The 15,737-nt window shown below is 66.7% G+C and carries 16 protein-coding genes; 5 read left to right on the forward strand and 11 right to left on the reverse strand.

Annotated features, from left to right (window positions below; translation table 11 throughout):
• Positions 1-24 precede the first annotated feature (24 nt).
• Positions 25-591, forward strand: coding sequence for a hypothetical protein (locus VLI63_RS05985; RefSeq protein ID WP_409155959.1), 567 nt, complete (start codon positions 25-27; stop codon positions 589-591).
• A gap of 6 nt (positions 592-597) precedes the next feature.
• On the opposite strand, the gene VLI63_RS05990 is transcribed toward VLI63_RS05985, so the two are convergent.
• Positions 598-1,053, reverse strand: coding sequence for a hypothetical protein (locus tag VLI63_RS05990; protein ID WP_409155960.1), 456 nt, complete (start codon positions 1,051-1,053; stop codon positions 598-600).
• A 147-nt stretch (positions 1,054-1,200) separates the two neighbouring features.
• On the opposite strand from VLI63_RS05990, the gene VLI63_RS05995 reads away from it, so the two are divergent.
• Positions 1,201-1,989, forward strand: a complete 789-nt coding sequence (locus VLI63_RS05995) for a hypothetical protein (protein ID WP_409155961.1) — start codon at positions 1,201-1,203, stop codon at positions 1,987-1,989.
• A gap of 44 nt (positions 1,990-2,033) precedes the next feature.
• Positions 2,034-2,663, forward strand: coding sequence for a DedA family protein (locus VLI63_RS06000; RefSeq protein ID WP_409155962.1), 630 nt, complete (start codon positions 2,034-2,036; stop codon positions 2,661-2,663).
• A gap of 6 nt (positions 2,664-2,669) precedes the next feature.
• On the opposite strand, the gene VLI63_RS06005 is transcribed toward VLI63_RS06000, so the two are convergent.
• Both VLI63_RS06005 and VLI63_RS06010 read right to left on the reverse strand, forming a co-directional pair.
• Positions 2,670-3,014: a hypothetical protein gene (locus VLI63_RS06005; protein WP_409155963.1), complete on the reverse strand. Its 345-nt coding sequence runs from the start codon at positions 3,012-3,014 to the stop codon at positions 2,670-2,672.
• Positions 3,015-3,039: 25 nt separating this feature from the next.
• Positions 3,040-3,681, reverse strand: a complete 642-nt coding sequence (locus tag VLI63_RS06010) for a LysR family substrate-binding domain-containing protein (protein WP_409155964.1) — start codon at positions 3,679-3,681, stop codon at positions 3,040-3,042.
• A gap of 68 nt (positions 3,682-3,749) precedes the next feature.
• Between VLI63_RS06010 and VLI63_RS06015 the strand changes: the two genes are divergently transcribed.
• Positions 3,750-4,160 (forward strand): DUF5997 family protein, encoded by a 411-nt coding sequence (locus tag VLI63_RS06015; RefSeq protein WP_409155965.1) that lies wholly within the window; start codon positions 3,750-3,752, stop codon positions 4,158-4,160.
• Between the two features lie 234 nt (positions 4,161-4,394).
• Here the strand turns inward: VLI63_RS06015 and VLI63_RS06020 are convergent, their stop codons facing one another.
• Entirely contained in the window at positions 4,395-5,051 is a 657-nt protein-coding gene (locus VLI63_RS06020) for a response regulator transcription factor (RefSeq protein ID WP_409155966.1), read from the reverse strand.
• 221 nt (positions 5,052-5,272) lie between these two features.
• On the opposite strand from VLI63_RS06020, the gene VLI63_RS06025 reads away from it, so the two are divergent.
• Positions 5,273-5,881, forward strand: coding sequence for a hypothetical protein (locus tag VLI63_RS06025; RefSeq protein ID WP_409155967.1), 609 nt, complete (start codon positions 5,273-5,275; stop codon positions 5,879-5,881).
• 447 nt (positions 5,882-6,328) lie between these two features.
• On the opposite strand, the gene VLI63_RS06030 is transcribed toward VLI63_RS06025, so the two are convergent.
• The 7 genes from VLI63_RS06030 to VLI63_RS06060 all read right to left on the reverse strand — a co-directional run bounded on the left by VLI63_RS06030 (position 6,329) and on the right by VLI63_RS06060 (position 15,687).
• Positions 6,329-6,985 (reverse strand): response regulator transcription factor, encoded by a 657-nt coding sequence (locus VLI63_RS06030; protein WP_409155968.1) that lies wholly within the window; start codon positions 6,983-6,985, stop codon positions 6,329-6,331.
• Entirely contained in the window at positions 6,982-8,460 is a 1,479-nt protein-coding gene (locus VLI63_RS06035; protein WP_409155969.1) for an ATP-binding protein, read from the reverse strand. Before VLI63_RS06035 ends, VLI63_RS06030 begins: the two co-directional genes overlap by 4 nt.
• Positions 8,461-8,520: 60 nt before the next feature.
• Positions 8,521-10,053: an FAD-binding oxidoreductase gene (locus VLI63_RS06040; RefSeq protein ID WP_409155970.1), complete on the reverse strand. Its 1,533-nt coding sequence runs from the start codon at positions 10,051-10,053 to the stop codon at positions 8,521-8,523.
• Positions 10,054-10,222: 169 nt separating this feature from the next.
• A complete protein-coding gene (locus VLI63_RS06045) occupies positions 10,223-10,864 on the reverse strand; it encodes an alpha/beta hydrolase (RefSeq protein WP_409155971.1) in 642 nt (213 codons plus the stop codon).
• A 4-nt stretch (positions 10,865-10,868) separates the two neighbouring features.
• Positions 10,869-12,809 carry a dioxygenase gene (locus VLI63_RS06050; protein WP_409155972.1) on the reverse strand — a complete coding sequence of 647 codons (1,941 nt, stop codon included), beginning with the start codon at positions 12,807-12,809 and terminating at the stop codon, positions 10,869-10,871.
• Positions 12,806-13,894, reverse strand: coding sequence for a maleylacetate reductase (locus VLI63_RS06055; protein ID WP_409156586.1), 1,089 nt, complete (start codon positions 13,892-13,894; stop codon positions 12,806-12,808). Before VLI63_RS06055 ends, VLI63_RS06050 begins: the two co-directional genes overlap by 4 nt.
• A complete protein-coding gene (locus VLI63_RS06060; RefSeq protein WP_409155973.1) occupies positions 13,891-15,687 on the reverse strand; it encodes an FAD-dependent oxidoreductase in 1,797 nt (598 codons plus the stop codon). The genes VLI63_RS06055 and VLI63_RS06060 overlap by 4 nt, the downstream gene beginning before the upstream one ends.
• Between the last annotated feature and the right edge of the window lie 50 nt (positions 15,688-15,737).

The following is a 15,737-nucleotide window of genomic DNA, read 5'->3' on the forward strand; positions in this document are numbered from 1 at the left end:
ATCATCACTTCCTTGGGGGGAACCATGTCCACGTCTTTCACGCCGCCATCAGAGGTGGCACCTGTTCCACTGCCGGAGAACGTCGTGAGGGGTGGGATGTTCGCGGCGGTCGCTGTCCCCCTCGGCATCGTGCTCTGGGTGGTCATCTGGAGCATCGGATTCGTCTCCGCGATCGTCGCTTTCGCGGTGGCTGCTTTCGCCGCCTGGCTCTATCGCAAGGGCTCGGGCGGGCTGGTTTCCAAGGTCGGAGCCCTGGTCATCGCCGGGATCGTGCTCGTGACGATCCTGCTCAGTTTCTACTTCGGTCTAGTCTCCGATTACGCGAAGTTCGCCGGCGAGCAACTCGGGCTCAACCCCTTCGCGGCGGTGCTCGATCCGCTGTTCTGGCCCAACTTCACCGCGGACTTCGGCCTGCTGCTGAACGCCAACCTGCTCAACCTGCTCTTCGCCCTCGCACTGGGAACGCTCGGCGCGTTCAGCGTGATTCGCAAGGCGTACCGGAGCTCGAGCATTCCCGCGCCGGTGGCAAACGCCCCGGTTGCAACCGCCCCGGTGGTTCCTCCCGTCACGAACCCGGCGGAACCGAGTTAGGCCCAGTCAGCGTCGGCGGGACGCCAGCACGAACAGCGTCGCTGTCGCCGTCGCGAGCCCCAGGATGACCAGGAGCGGTGCGGCGATCGTGTAGACGAGCACGAGGTTGTAGTCGAATGCACTGCCGCCACCGGTGGTGTTCAGCCGATCCATCCGGTCCGCGATGTAGCGGACGGTCAGCAGACCGGCGGCGACGAACGCGACGCTGAGCGCCCAGAGGGCGGCGAGGTAGGGGTCGAAGCGTCGCGCGAGGGGCACCGTCGCTTCATCAGGCAGTTGCGCGGGCATCGCTCCTGAGACAGGAGCCGCAGCTACCGGGGGGAGCGGATGCTCGACCAGTTCCGGCACCGGCGCGCGCTCGGCGACGACCGGCGGGCTTTCGTGAACGGCGGGGTCGTAGCCGGGCTGGAAGGCGGGGTTGAAGCGGGGGTCGAACCTGCCGCCGGTGGAGGTGTCCGTCATGGTGACATCGATCCTAAGCTCCCGGCAATCCGGAGGGTCCGAATTTCAGGACTTAAGACCCGGAGGGCTTCGAACCGGGATGTTAGGGTTGCCTAAGTTGGGCCTGTTAAAACGCGCCGGCTCTCTTAACGAAGGGGTTCATTTCAGATGAGCTACGTCAAGTCCGCCCTCCTCGACGAAAAGGGCTACGTCATCCTCGATGCGTACGACCAGGCCGCCGATCCCCAGGAGTGGATGGATCTCGAGTTCGTCGACTGGAAGTCCTCCGGCGTCACCCGGTTCGCCCCCCTCGCCAGCGCCTTCGGCGACATCGAGGTCAACGGATTCTGGAATCACACCCCTCCGCGCACCGACAAGGATGGCGTCTGGATCGATTCCCAGGTCGCGAAGGCCCCCCGTCTCACCGCCCGGGCCACCGAGCCCGGCGCCAACGTCGGCCGGTGCCGCGTGATCGAACTGCAGCCCAACGTCTATTCCGACACCCTCTACAACCTCCACCAGGACGACAACAACCGGCTCAATCCGGATGGCTCCGGGTGGATCGTGCGCGGATTCTTCAACCTCACCGACGACGCCGAATCATTCATGACACTGCGTGAGGATCGTTTCGACCCCACCAACGAGGTGCGGATCGCGCTGCCCGCTGGCGCCCAGATCATCGTCGACACCCAGCGCTTCTGGCACGCGGTGTGGCACAAGGGACCGGAGCCTCGGTACTGCCTCATCACCTCCTGGGAGTCCGGCCCGCAACTCGATGCCTATATCGAGAAATACCACGGGACCAACGCGCACGAGAATCCCCATCTCGCGCCCGAGGTGATCGCCTCAGCCCAGTCCGACGTGCAGCGCCGCCTCGCCGAGCGGGCCGCTGCTCTCGCCGAGCGCGGCGCGAGTGCGAGCGAGACCGACGACGTTCCGAGCGACCCAGAGGCCTGACACCCCTCTCCCCCTTACCGACGGCGATTACTGAAGGACACCGGATGCTCCGACTCGCCGCTCTCGATGGCCAGGTCTCGAGCTGGCTCGACCTGTTCGGGCCGATCGTCTTCTACCTGATCGTCTGGGGGCTCGTCTTCGCGGGCACCGGGCTCTTCGTCGGTGTGTTCATCCCCTTCATCACTGGGGATTCCCTGCTCTTCGCCGCGGGCATCCTCTCCGCCGGCCACAGCGGCATCAACATCTGGGTGCTGGCCATCGGCGTGGGCATCGCCGCTTTCCTCGGTGACCAGGTGGGATTCCTCCTCGGCCGCCACTACGGAAGGCCCTACCTCGACCGGCGCACCGGCGCCTGGGTTCAGCGCAGCATCCGACGCGCGGAGAAGTTCTACACCGACCTCGGCTGGTGGGCGGTCGTCGTGGGGCGTTTCATCCCGTGGGGGCGGGTGCTCGTGCCGCCGATCGCCGGAATCGCCCGCATGGACTACCTCAAATTCGTCGCGGCGAACCTGGTCGGCGCGCTGGTCTGGGGCGTCCTTCTCACAGTGACCGGCTACTTCGCCGCGAGCATCCCCGCGGTCAAGTCGGCCGCCTACGTGATCGGTGGGGCTTTCATCCTCGGCGCGATCATCGCGGGGATCTTGTCGTGGCGGCGCAATCGCGCCGCGGTCTGAAGAGCCCTAACCGAGGGCGTGCGGCAGCAATGCCACGGCGACGAACGCGGCCGAGAGGATGCCCGTGATCACCACCGCGATGCCCAGCCGGGTGAGATCCGGATTGCGCCAGGCGATGAGTGCGCCGGCCAGCAACGTGAGGGCGGCGATCAGCACACTCGGGTAGAACGTGAAATAACTGAGCAACGCACCGGCGTCGCCGATCAGGCCGATCTTCGGGTCGACGGTGGACAGGACAACGGCGAGCGCGGTGAAGCCCAGATCTGCCGCGGCCAGGATGGCGAGCGCCAGAACCAGGCCGGTCGCGATTTTCGCGATCGGGATCCGACGCCAGGCGGAGAGTGCTGTCACACCGCCATGCTAGCCATCGGCGGGCTCATCGCCCCCGGGGCTTGCGGGGGCGGCCGCGTTGCGTGGTTCGAGGCTTGATCGGCACGACCTTGCGTGGCTTCTCCGTCTTGGGGGTGGGGACCGCCCGGGAACTGGCGGCGGTGCGACCCCGCACGATTCCGACGAATTCCTCCACCTCGGGGGTCGTGCGCTCCTCGAGCCAGGCGATCGCGATCGTCGTGACCTCGGCATCCGAAACGGGCCGTGCCACCACGTCTTTGCGGGCATGGAGCCGGGCGATCGACTGCGGAAGAATCACGATGCCACCCCCCGCGGCCACGAGTTCGACGGCATCCTCTGCCGAGAGCGTGTCACCGACGCGATCCTCCCCCACGAGGTCGGCGAGAAGAACACTATCGACGTCGGCGAGTGGATGCTCCTTCGGCACGATCACGACCGCAACCTCGTCGTAGAGGGGGATGACACTCAGGCCCTGTCGGTCGACGGGAAGCCGCACGAAACTCACGTCGGCAAGACCCTCGTGCAACGCGGTCACCTGGTTCGCGGCATCCGTCGGCAGAAAAGCGAGGGGGATGCGACGCTGCCGCTCCTGCCAGGCGCGAGTCCAGCGGGTGAGCGTGACACCGGCCGCGAAGGCGATGGTGAAGGCAGCAGGAACCTCGTCCATGAGCTTCTCCCTCGGTTCTGCGGCATCCCGGGCTGAGCGCCGCAGGGGTCTCAGGCTACGCTGGGCGCATGACCCCGGCGAAATCCCCCCAGACAATGAAACCCGCGACGGCGGCCCAGAAACTCGGAATCTACCTCCCGGCCACGCCCGAATCTTTCCAGGCCGAACCCGTCTCCCGGGAGCAGCTCAACCAGATGATCGCCGATCCGCCGGAATGGCTGGTCGAGCTGCGCAAGTCGGGGCCGCACCCGCGCCCGGTGGTCGCGCATAAGCTCGGCGTCTCCAATGCCGGGCTCGCCCGCGGCGAAGTCACCGAGCCGCTCACCACAGACGAGATCTCCGCCCTGCTTCAGCAGCCCCCGGCCTGGCTGGTGCGCGAACGCGCGACCCACGCGGAGGTAAACGAGGAGAATGCCCGCGTGAAGGCGGTCAAGGCCTACAAGCGCTCACAGCGTGAAGAGGCCGCCGGACGCGCCTGAGTGAGCGGCGCAGACGGCCCGGGTGACGCCTCCGTGACCCGGCTGGCGTTGCTGGGCGGTATCGCTGCCGTGGAGCACATCCCGCTTGCGCTGCGGAAACCGCCTGGGCGGCATCGAAGCCGGGCGCAGGTTCCGCGAGTAGTCGGCGACTGGGACAGCGGGGATGGACGGCCCACCGGCTCGGGCGCACATCGGTAGCGGGGTTCGTCTGTCCGAATCCGCCGAGCGGCGTCGTCAGCGCAGTCGGTAGCCCATGCCGCGCACGGTCTCGATCGAATCTGCGCCGAGCTTGCCGCGCAAGTACCCGACGTAGACCTCCACCACGTTGGATCCGGGATCGAAGTCGTATCCCCACACCCGGCTCAGGATCTGCTCGCGGCTGAGCACCTCGTCGGGGTGAGCCAGGAACTCCTCGGCGAGGGCGAACTCGCGTGCCGAAAGGTCCACGCTCTGCTCACCGACCTGCGCGCGGCGGGTCTTCAGGTCGAGGCTGAGCGAGCCCCGGCGCAGTGATCCCGACCCGATCTGGGCCGTGTCCCGCAGTCTCACGCGAACTCGCGCGAGAAGCTCTTCGAACTTGAATGGCTTCGCCAGGAAGTCGTTTGCCCCGCTATCCAGGCTCAGAACGGTGTCGTGCACCGAGTGACGGGCCGTGAGCATGATCACCGGTGTCGTGGCGTCTGTGAGCCGGAGGCGACGCAGCACTTCGAACCCGTCAAGAGACGGCAGCCCGATGTCGAGGAGCACCAGGGAGAAGGCACCGGACTCGGCTTCAGCAAGGGCCTCGGCGCCATCGGTCCTCACGATGCACGAGTAGCCCTCTGCGGTGAGTCCCCGACGAAGAAAGTCAGAGATTCGCGGCTCGTCTTCGGCGATCAGAATGTGGCTCACTGTGGGTAGTCCTCTGGTCGATAGCGCGCACCCCCCACTCTGCGCGCACGGGCTCCGATTGCCCGGCGGCGCGCCACGGAGGGCTTCCCTCTTATCAATCGGCCGAGAGGGGCGCGTACGTTAGCGGATGTAGCAATATCTTCTCAATCAAATCGTCCGCGACATGCTGAGACTTCTCTTATGTTTCAGCGCGGAAGCGCGGCTTCAGTCACACTGGGCGAATGAAACATCCGCTCCTGCTGGCTGCGCTCTGCGCGACAGGTGCGGTGGCTGTTCTTTCGGGGGTTGCCATCGCGGCGTTCGCCACGCCCGCGACTCCCCAGACTTCGACGGTCCGCGGTGTGGCTCCGCTCATCGTGCCTCTCGACCATCACCCCACCGGGTTCGCCCGCTCGCCGATGACCACAGCGGCCGGCGAGGGAATCCTCGTCGTGGTCGCGGTGCCTGGCGCTCAGCCCGTGGAGGATGCCTACGAGGCGCACCACCCGTCGGCACAGCCGGGCCCCGCGTCAGCCACTCCCTCCCGGACTGAGTCCGACGCAGACTTCAGCGACGTGCCGTCGTCGGGCTCGGTTAAGCCGGATGACGCGGTGAGTCCCTCCGCCGGGTCCGCCAGTTCCCCCTCCTCCGAGGCCGGAAAGGGAACGTCGGCTGAGCCGGCGAAGGTCGAGAAGACACCGAAGCCAGCGAAGGTCGAGAAGGCGCCGAAGCCGGCGAAGGTCGAGAAGGCGCCGAAGTCTCCCTCAGGCGAGCCCGTGACAGGCCGCGGTGCCACTGCTCCCGCCGTGGGTGTGGCGACCGACTCGAAGCCCGCAAAACCAGGCAAATAGCCTCTCGTCGGCTGGACGCCGATTCTCTCGAGCTTGGCCGCGCAGCCGGTCGCGCCCGGTGCGACCATCGATGTGGCTCCTCGGCGGGAATGATCGAGGATCGTGCTCCTGCAACGCCGTGGTGACGCCGTGGTGACGCCGTGGTGACGCCGTGGTGGCGAGCGTTGGGAAGATAAGAGTTCTCTCATCCCTGTCTTGGATACTTCACTCACTCACCCCGGATAATTGCAAACAGGGGGAATTCCATCAGGGATTTCCAGGCGGGGGACGGCTTGCACGGTGGGAAAGAGATCACTTTCGGGTAGTGATCATCAGCTCGACTCTTAGGGAGAGTCGGGCGAGACCCACTGGGAAAGCCACTCTTCTTCTGTTCCGCTCTCCACCGGTTCGGGTCCGAGGAAAGCGCGAACATCGCTAGTGCCCGGTCCATCACGGACCGGGCACTTCCTAGTTGAGGCGATAGCCCGCTCCACGGACCGTCTCGATGAGGTCGGGTCCGAGTTTCGAACGCAACGACGCGATCACGGCTCCGACCGCCTTCGCCGACGATTCCGACCCACTCCCCCAGGCTCGGTCGAAGAGCTGGGTCGGGGTGAGCACCTGCGCGGGGTGTCGGAAGAACTCCACCGCGAGGGCGAACTCTCTCGCGGAGAGATCGACGGCCGTCTCGCCGATGAATGCCCGACGCGACGCGGGGTTCAGCCGCACCCGACCCCTGCATAGCTCGAGCGACAGGTCGGCGGGACGTTCGCGCAGCCGCAGCCGCACGCGGGCGAGCAACTCATCGAATTTGAACGGCTTCGTGATGTAGTCGTTCGCTCCACGATCAAGGCCGTTCACGATGTCTGTCGCACTCTGGCGCGCGGTGAGCATGATCACGGGGAGAACCGGATGGGTGCGTCGAAGCTCCGCAAGCACCGTGAAGCCGTCGAGCTCCGGCAGACCGACGTCCAGCAGCACGAGGTCGAACTGGCCAGACTGGGCCTGATGGAGGGCATCCGCACCGTCGCTCACGACAGTGCACAGGAAGCCGGCGGCACGCAGACCCCTCTGCACGAATGCGGATATCCGCACCTCGTCTTCGGCGAGAAGCACACGGGTCACGGCGTGGGCTCCGCACTACCGGCTTCCTGGTGGTACGGGAGCAGGATCGAAAAACGTGTCGCACCCGGAGCCGAGACGAAGCCGACGCTGCCGCCCTGGGACTCCGCGATGGCCTTCACAATCGGCAACCCGAGCCCCGATCCGGAAATGCCGCGCCCCGCGTCCACGCGCCCGAATCGGGCGAAGATCCGGTCTGCGGCCTCCGGCGGAATCCCGTAGCCGCGGTCGGCGACCCACAGTTCGATGTCGTCCAGGCGACCGGTCGAACCGAGCTCGATGCGCGATCCGAGAGGTGAATATTTCGCGGCGTTGTCGACCAACTGAAGCCAGGCCTGCGTGATGCGGGCAGGGTCGAGGGCAGCTGTCGCATCGGCGGCGTCAGCCAGAACCCACTCGTGCCCGGCGAGGATCGAGGCCTTCGCGAAGACCTGGCGGGTGAGTGACGCGACGTCGACAGGCACCAGATTCGGATCCGCGCGCTGGGATTCCGCCAGGAGAGCGAGGTCTTCGACCAGTTCTGTCACCCGGTCGAGTTCATCGATCGCCAGCGTTCGTGTGGCGTCGACCTCCTCCGGATCGAAGGCGTTCAGGATCTCCAGGTGCCCACGCACGATCGTCACCGGGGTGTGCAGCTCGTGACGCACGTCGTCGAGCAACTGTCGCTGGTGCGTCATCGCGCGGTCCAGTCGATCGAGCATCAGGTTGACGGTGCGCGTGAGCGAGGAGAGGTCGTCGTGGCCGACGATCGGGATCCGCTCGCTTCGATTCGTCGACGTGACCCGGGATGCCGCAAGCCGCAGCGTACGGATGGGGTTCAGCAGCCGTCCGGCGATGAACCAGGCCGACGACGCGATCAGGATCATCGCCCCCGCGATGACGCCCCAGAAGGTGGCGAATGTCGACGACAACTCCCCCAACTGCGCGTCGAGGTCGACGGCTGCGACGTAGATCCCCCGGTCCGGGTTGCCCGCCACGCTCACCGGCGTCGCCACATAGCGGACCGGACCGAAGGAGGAGGGCACGGTGCCGAGATGGGTCTTGCCGTCGGCGACCTCGCGCACGACGCGGGGCACGAGACCGGCGACCGACTGCAACCCGAAATCGGTCGGCACTCCCGGAACGAATCTCGCCCGGCCATCTAGTACGCCGAGCGAACTCTGGTGCCGGTTGGGAAGCACGCGCCCGATCACGGCCTGGAGCGCGTCGGCACCCGTGTGGAATGGCTCGGGCACCGCACCGTTGGCGTTGCCGGAGTCAGTGCTGTTCGAGGCGCCGAGCACGACGAGGCGTGCAGCATCGATGTCCGCCAGAAGCGAGACATCCACGGACGCGAGCATCCGTTGGCGCTGGATGAGGAAGGTCGCGGCACCTCCGGCGGCCATGCCGAGGGCGGAGACGAGAACGAGCGCGACCACGAGGCGCGCACGCACAGACCGGAACGGCCAGCGTAACCGGCGTCCCCCGAGACGATTCACCTCCCCAGTATGTCGGTGTCCGCCGGTCGCGCACGGCGGCACTCCGCGAGACCGACCCTGCTACCAGGGCTGCGGCTGGGTGAAGAGCCCCTCTGGGTCGTACCGGCGGGCGATCTTCTGCAGCCGCTCCGCGTTTGCCCCGAAGTAGGCGGCGCTGGCATCGGCGATGTCGGCGTCGGCGTAATTGACGTAGGCCCCGGTGCCCCACTGGGGGACGAGGGCGGTGCGGAATCCCCGCACCCAGCGCGTCGGAGGATCGGCGTCCGCGCCGTCTGTGAAGGTGGCCGTGTACTGCACGGTCATCAGCGCGTCCCGGTGCGGGAACGCGGTCGCGTCGGCCGCGATTCCCTGCACCGCGCCGCCGAGGGCATCCATGGAGATGCCGCCCTCGATCATCCCGGGCACGGACTTCGCGCTCATCACCGTGTCGATCACGGTCTGGATTCCCGCCGCCTCCAGCTTCGTCATGGCAACGTGCGAGGTGCCGGCGAAGGACTCGCGGGTGAGGATACCCCCTGATCCAGTCGTGCAGGATGAGGCGGGAGACGAACCGCATCCCGCATAGATCATCATCGCGTCCCGGTATTCGTGGGTGGAAGAACCCCTCGACTTCGGTGTGCCCGCCGCGGCGAGAAAGGACTGGAGCTGGCCGGCGAGGGCACTCGGATCACCGATCCAGGTGCCGGAGACGAACACTCCGGGTTCCGTGGAGTACCGCGCGCCGTTGAGCAGCTTGAGGGTCGACCACAGCCTGGGGTCGGCGCTCGGCGCCCAGTCCTGCCAGGCCCGGAGCACCGCTGAGGCCTCTGCGAAGTGCCAGCCGAGGGTGAACATCGTGACATCGGGCGCCGGCCTGGTCGCGAAGGTGAGTGCCGTGACGACGCCGACGTGGCCACCCCCTCCGCCGCGGCTCGCCCAGTAGAGGTCAGGGTCGGTCGAGGCATTTGCCGAATGCACGGTGCCATCCGCGGTGACTATCTCGACACCGACGAGGGAGTCGCAGGTGAGGCCGTACGCCCGCACCAGCACCCCGACGCCCCCGCCCAGGGCGAGCCCGGAGATACCAACGGTGGCGCAGGACCCTCCCGCGATGGCGCGGCCCTTCGAGCCGATGGCGTCATACAGGGCGGCGAGGGAGGCGCCGGCACCCACCCGCACCGTGTTGTCCGCGGCGACCTCGACCTGCGCCATCCGCCGGGTGTCGATCACCAGGGAGGGTTTCACACCGGTGCCGGGTGCGCCGCCGGCGGAATAGCCGGGGTAGCTGTGGCCGCCGGAGCGCACGGCGATGGGCACGCGATACCGCGCGGCGAATCCGATCGCCACCGCGACATCCGATGCCGTCTCTGCCGAGAGCACAGCGAGGGGTCGAGCGGCGTCCCAGCGCGGATTCTCGGTGAGCCTCACCGTGTCGTAGGTCGCGTCACCCGGCCGGGAGAGGGTGCCGCCGACGCTGCCGGCGAGCGCCGCCCAGTCCGGTGGTCCCCCCGGGGATGCACTCGGGGAAGGATTCGGAGTCACCGGTGCGCAGCCGGACGCGACGAGGCCGACCCCCGCCAGCGCGAAGAGGTGCCGTCGAGAGACTGTGCCCATCACCCCATCGTAGGCACGGTCTACCTCAGGGCAGCGGGATCACCGTGCCGGCGAGCGCGCGGGATTCGGCGAGAGTGAGGGCTGCGCTCACAAGCTCGAGCGGGAAGCGCGCAGCGACGTTTCCGAGTTCCCGGGCGGTGATCCTCCCCGGGCGTGCCGGACACGACCACTACCGAAGAGTCTCGGCCTCGAGCCAGTCCCGTGCCGTCTGCCGTTCGTCCTCCGTCACACCGTGCCCACCGGCGCGGGTGCGACGATCCACGGTTGCGCCCCTCCCACGAAGCTGCTCCTCCAGCCGGGCCACGCTCGGCTGCGGGGCCATCGGATCGTCTTGCCCGTTGAGAAGCAGGGCCGTCAGCCCGCTGACACCCGCGGGGAGGTCTCGGTCTGCATAGGGGTACATTCCGGAGAACGCCACGACTCCCGTCACCAGCTCGGGATGACGTGTGGCCAACGCCAGTGCCATGTTGGCCCCATTGGAGAATCCGACGGCGATGAACCGGCGGCCGACCAGTCCGTAGGTCTCCTGTGCACGAAGAACGAATTCGGCGAGGCGATCCGCTTGCAGTTCCACATCGTCCACGTCGAAGACCCCTTCGCCCATGCGCCGAAACCACCGCACATGCGGACCCTCGACGACGAGGCCCCGGGGGGCGAGCACGGCAGCATCGTCATTCAGCTGTCGGGCGAAGTCCGCCGTGGAGTCCTCGGAGCCTCCGGTGCCATGAAGCGCGAGCAGAACGGGCGACTCCGGGCCAGCGCCCGGGAGGAATACGTGCGGCCGATCGAGAGAGGCGTCGTCCCGTGTCATCGGACTAGGCCTGCGGAGCGGCGAACGAAGGGTTGTTCTCCTCGGGCACCGTGATCTTGGCAACCGAGCGCTCGATCATCTCGCGGGACGGCTCGAGCCACGGCGGCAGCTTGAGACCACGACCGAGTTCGAGAAGGGGCTCGTCGATGTCGAAGCCGGGGGTGTCCGTGGCGATCTCGAAGAGCACTCCGCCCGGCTCGCGGAAGTAGATCGAGGTGAAGTACTGCCGATCGAGCACCTGGGTGACCTGAAGGCCACGGTCCAGCAGCTCATCCCGCCATTGGAGTTGTGCCGCGGCATCCGGCGCGCGGAACGCGATGTGGTGCACGGTGCCACCGGCGGTCAGCCCGACCGGCGCGGAACTGTCGGCGACGACATCCACGATTCCGCCGGCAGCGCCCTCGCCAGCAGCGAATCGGAATCGACCCGGGGTCTCCGAAATGAGCTTCAGCCCGAGATCGTGGGTGAGCACGCTGACGGTGCCAGCGGGATCAGCGACGGTGAGCACCGACGAGTGCTCGCCCCGAATGGCGTATTCGGCGGGGACGGATGCCGAGTCCCAGGGATTCCGGGGATCGGCGACCGACGACGCCACGAGGTCGAGCTGAAGCCCGTCGGGGTCGCGGAGCGAGAGCCGCTCCTCGTCGGGGCTCACCTCCACCGCCGAAGACTCGATGCCGAGGTCGGAGAAGTGACCCTTCCACCAACCGATGCTGCCCTGCGGCACGGAGAAGGCGGTGGTCGTCGACTGCCCGCTGCCGATGGTGCCCTGGGGCACCCCGTTCCAGGGGAAGAAGGTCATCAGGCTCCCCGGGCTTCCGGCGGTGTCACCGTAGTACAGGTGATAGGTCTTCGAGTCGTCGAAGTTGACGGTCTTCTTGACGAGGCGCAGCCCCATCCCCTTGATATAGAAATCGATGTTCTTCTGGGGATTGCCACCGATAGCGGTGACGTGGTGTAGGCCCGATGTGATTGAGCTCATGGGATGGATTCCTTCCGCCGTGATTGATATACATGCAAACACATAGAACTGGAATCTATTCCCGCAGGTCTCGCAGGGGCCGAGGGCAATGTCGAACCGTGTGGAGGTCCAGGTTCGGCCGTCGAGAGCACGGCCGTCGGGAGTCGGCTCGGTCGCCCGGTGGTGGTCGAACTCGACGATGAGCGAGTCCTTCACACCGAAGACCGAATCGCTCGACAGGAACTCGTCACCCCGCACGAAGATGTGGGTGACGAGAGTGCGCATCTGCGGCGCTGTGACCATGAAGTGGAGATGTGACGCCCTCATCGGGGACCGTTCCGCAGCGGCAAGAAGAGCTCCGACCGGGCCGTCGTGGGGAATCGGATACGGAGTGGGAGTCAGCCCCCAGAAGCGGAAACCGCCCTGATCGTCGCTGAGCAGCCAGGCGCGGCCGGCGACGCGGTCGTCCGCGTACTGGGCGTCGTAGAAACCATCCTCGTCTGCCTCCCAGACTTCGATTCTCGCTCCGCTGAGCGGCCGCCCCTCCGTGTCCCGCACGGAACCCTCGACCCAGCACGGCTCACCCGGGCTCGCACCGGCGATGTCGCCGCCATTCTGGATCTGCGGGGCCGAGTCGTTGAAGAACGGCCCGAACACCGTCGCCTCGGTCGCGTTCTCGAAGGCCTCGTTGTTGATCGCGACAGTCTGCATGGAGATGCCGAGCACATCGGAGAGCAGGATGAACTCCTGCCGGCGGTCATCGGTGATATCCCCACAATCCGTGAGGAACTGGATGGCTGTGTTCCATTCCGGCTCGCTCAGTCTCACCTCACGCACGAAGGCATGGAGGTGGCGCGTGAGCGATTGCATGATCTGCCGCAGGCGAGGATCGGGAGCGCCCTCGAACGATGAGACGACGGTCGCGACGAGCTCGTCCTCGCGCGCGATCTGCTCGGCAGTCAGCGGGTGGTGCGGTTTCGTCATGGGGCGTTCCCTTTCTCGGAGAGTTCGACAGCGGGGGAACCCGCCCAGGCCGCGGTCAGAATCCGTTCGACATCCGCAAGCCCGAAGGGGCGCGGATTCGACCGGGGGATGGCGGCAAGGCAGAGTTCGGCCGCGTGGGGGATGTCTGATTCCTTCAACCCGATGGAGGCGAGCGAGCGTGGCGCAGACAGGTCAGTGCGCAGCGCTTCGAGGCCACTGAGGCCGTCGAGTGATCCGAACGCTGCTGCGAGCCGCGCGTTGGCGACGGGCACGGCTTCGGCGTTGAACGCCGTCACGTAGGGAAGCACTATCGCGTGGGTGGGAGCGTGAGGCAGGTTGAAGGTGCCGCCGAGCACGTGGCAGATCTTGTGGTGCATCCCGGATCCGGATGAGGCGAATGCCACCGCGGACAGGTAGGTGCCGAAGAGCGCGCTTTCATAGCCGCCGACGGCGGTGGGGTCGGCCACGATGCCGCGCAACCCGGAAGACAGCGCACGGATCCCCTCCACGGCCAGCGCCTGGTTGATGGGGTCCGTTCGCGGGGCCCACAGCGAATCGACGCAGTGCGCGAGCGCATTGAGCCCGGACGATGCGGCCAGGTCGACGGGGAGGCTCATCGTCAGTTCGGCGTCGTAGATCACGACCGAAGGGAGCACCCGCGGGTCGACCCCGGTGGCTTTGCGCGAGGCTTCCGTGAGGCCCCAGACGTTGGTCGCCTCCGAGCCCGCGAACGTCGTTGGCACGGCGACGATCGGGATGCCGGTGGTGAGGGCGACAGCCTTGGCCAAACCGGTCGTCGATCCTCCCCCGATGCAGACGATCAGGTCGGCCGAGAACTCAGACGCAACCTTCCTCGCGCGCTCAGCAGACGCGATCGGCACATGCTGCACGATCTCGCTGAAACGGATGCTGTCGGCCAGCCCCTTGGCCACATCGTCGGTGAGGCCGGTCTCGCGATTGCCGGAGACAACCAGAACTCGGTGCGCACCGCGCAAGCCGATCTCCTCGCGGACCGCCTCCCTCGCCGTGCCGGTGCCGAATCGCACCCGCTGACCCAGGGTCTCGTGGACGAAGCCGAGCATCAGCTGGCCCGGCTGAGGATGGCAGAGAGGGCGGCGATCAGAGTTCCCGCGGGCTCGGTGACAGTGCTCATCGACCGCCAGGCGATGATCTTGTCAGGGCGCACGAGGAGGGCGCCGCCCTCTTCGACCTCCCGGATCCGCGCCCAGTCGAAATAGAGGTCGGTGACGCGCTGGCCGGGTCCGATGACGATCACTTCGAGGGGGATGCCGAGCTCGCGCGCGACCGCCGGCGCGGCATCCGCCCACGACTGCCCGGCAATGCCGGTGAAGAGAGTGAAGCGACTGCTCGGCGCGAGGTCGAGAGTGGAGAACTTGCGGGTCGCATCGCCCAGCCAGACATGAGGCAATGGGGACCCGGGAACCGTGGATGGCTGGTAGTAGAGCTCCGGATCACGGGCGGGCACCGGCCGTGAGGTCCCATCCGAGACCACCGCGGTGGACTCGTAGAACTGCCCGAGTTCGACACCGTGAGCGTTGAACTCGTAATTCTTGATCTCCATCGCGGCTTCGACGGCGGCACGCTTCGCCACGCCTTCGGGAGTGTTGTTCTTGCGCTCCTCGATGCGCTCGACCATCTCGACCTCGGATTTCGCGGTCGTCACACCGAGCGCTTCGAACAGCTGGCCGAACTCCCGGGAGGACTTGTTCGCCCGCGTGACTATCTGGCGGGCGATCGGAGCACGCTCCGCGGTGTACGTGTCGAGCAGAGCGGAGCCGGCCTGGCCGCGGATGACCGCGGCGAGCTTCCAAGCGAGATTGTAGGAGTCCTGGATTGAGGTGTTCGATCCGAGCCCGTTGCTCGGCGGATGACGGTGGATCGCATCTCCCGCGCAGAACACACGCCCCTTCTGCAGCGTTGTCGCGAACATCTCGTTGTTGCCCCAGAGGGAGATCCCGGTGATCTCGGGCTCGAGATCGGGCATCCCGAGTAGATTGCGCACGATGACCTTTGCCGCGGCTTCGTCGACCAGGGGTGGCGGCCGAGTGATGTCGTAGCCCCAGACGATGAGCCACTGATTCCAGGGCCTCACCATGCGCACGAGGCCCGCACCGATGCCACCGACATTCGAACCCGGCTGAACCACCCAGTAGAGCACCGAGGGACGATGGCCGACGAGCTCTTCGATGTCGGCGGTGAAAGTGATGTTCATGGAGCCGGCGATATCCATCGCGCCCTCCATCGGAAGATCGATGTCGGCGGCGACCGCAGAACGGGCACCGTCGCATCCGATCAGATACTTGGCGCGCACGACATATTCGCGACCGGTGACGCGATCGAGCACGCGAACAGTCACGCCCTCCGAATCCTGGCTGTGGGAGATGTATTCGCTGGAGAACCGGGTCTGGGTGCCGCGGCTCGTCGCGTTCTTGACCAGGATCGGTTCGAGGTAGTTCTGGGGGATATCGCAGTTGAGCGTCGGCGACGCCAGCACGTAGTCGCCATGGCGACCGGGGTGCGTGCCCCAGGTGAGGATCCGCCCGAGTTCCTCGCCCGCGATCGACGTGCAGAACACGGTGTCCCCGATCAGGTGGTGGGGGGTCGCCTCCGCGAGGACCTGCCCCTCGATCCCCATGTCACGGAAGAACTCCATCGCACGCTGGTTGGTGATGTGAGCGCGGGGCGTATTGGCTGTCCACCGATACTTGGTGATCATCATGTTGGGGATACCGAGGGTCGCCAGAGCCAGCGCCATCGACGCTCCGCTGGGGCCGGATCCGACGATCAACACATCCGTCTCGACAATATCCGTGTCGGGAAGGATGGTGTCGGGGATGCCGTCGCTGAATGCCGCCATGTGAGATTCCTCGCTCGTGCCACGTCGTCGTGGTTCGTCTAGCCAGTATC

The sequence above is a fragment of the Lacisediminihabitans sp. H27-G8 genome, assembly GCF_046156175.1.
In the GTDB taxonomy this organism is placed as follows: Bacteria; Actinomycetota; Actinomycetes; order Actinomycetales; family Microbacteriaceae; genus Lacisediminihabitans.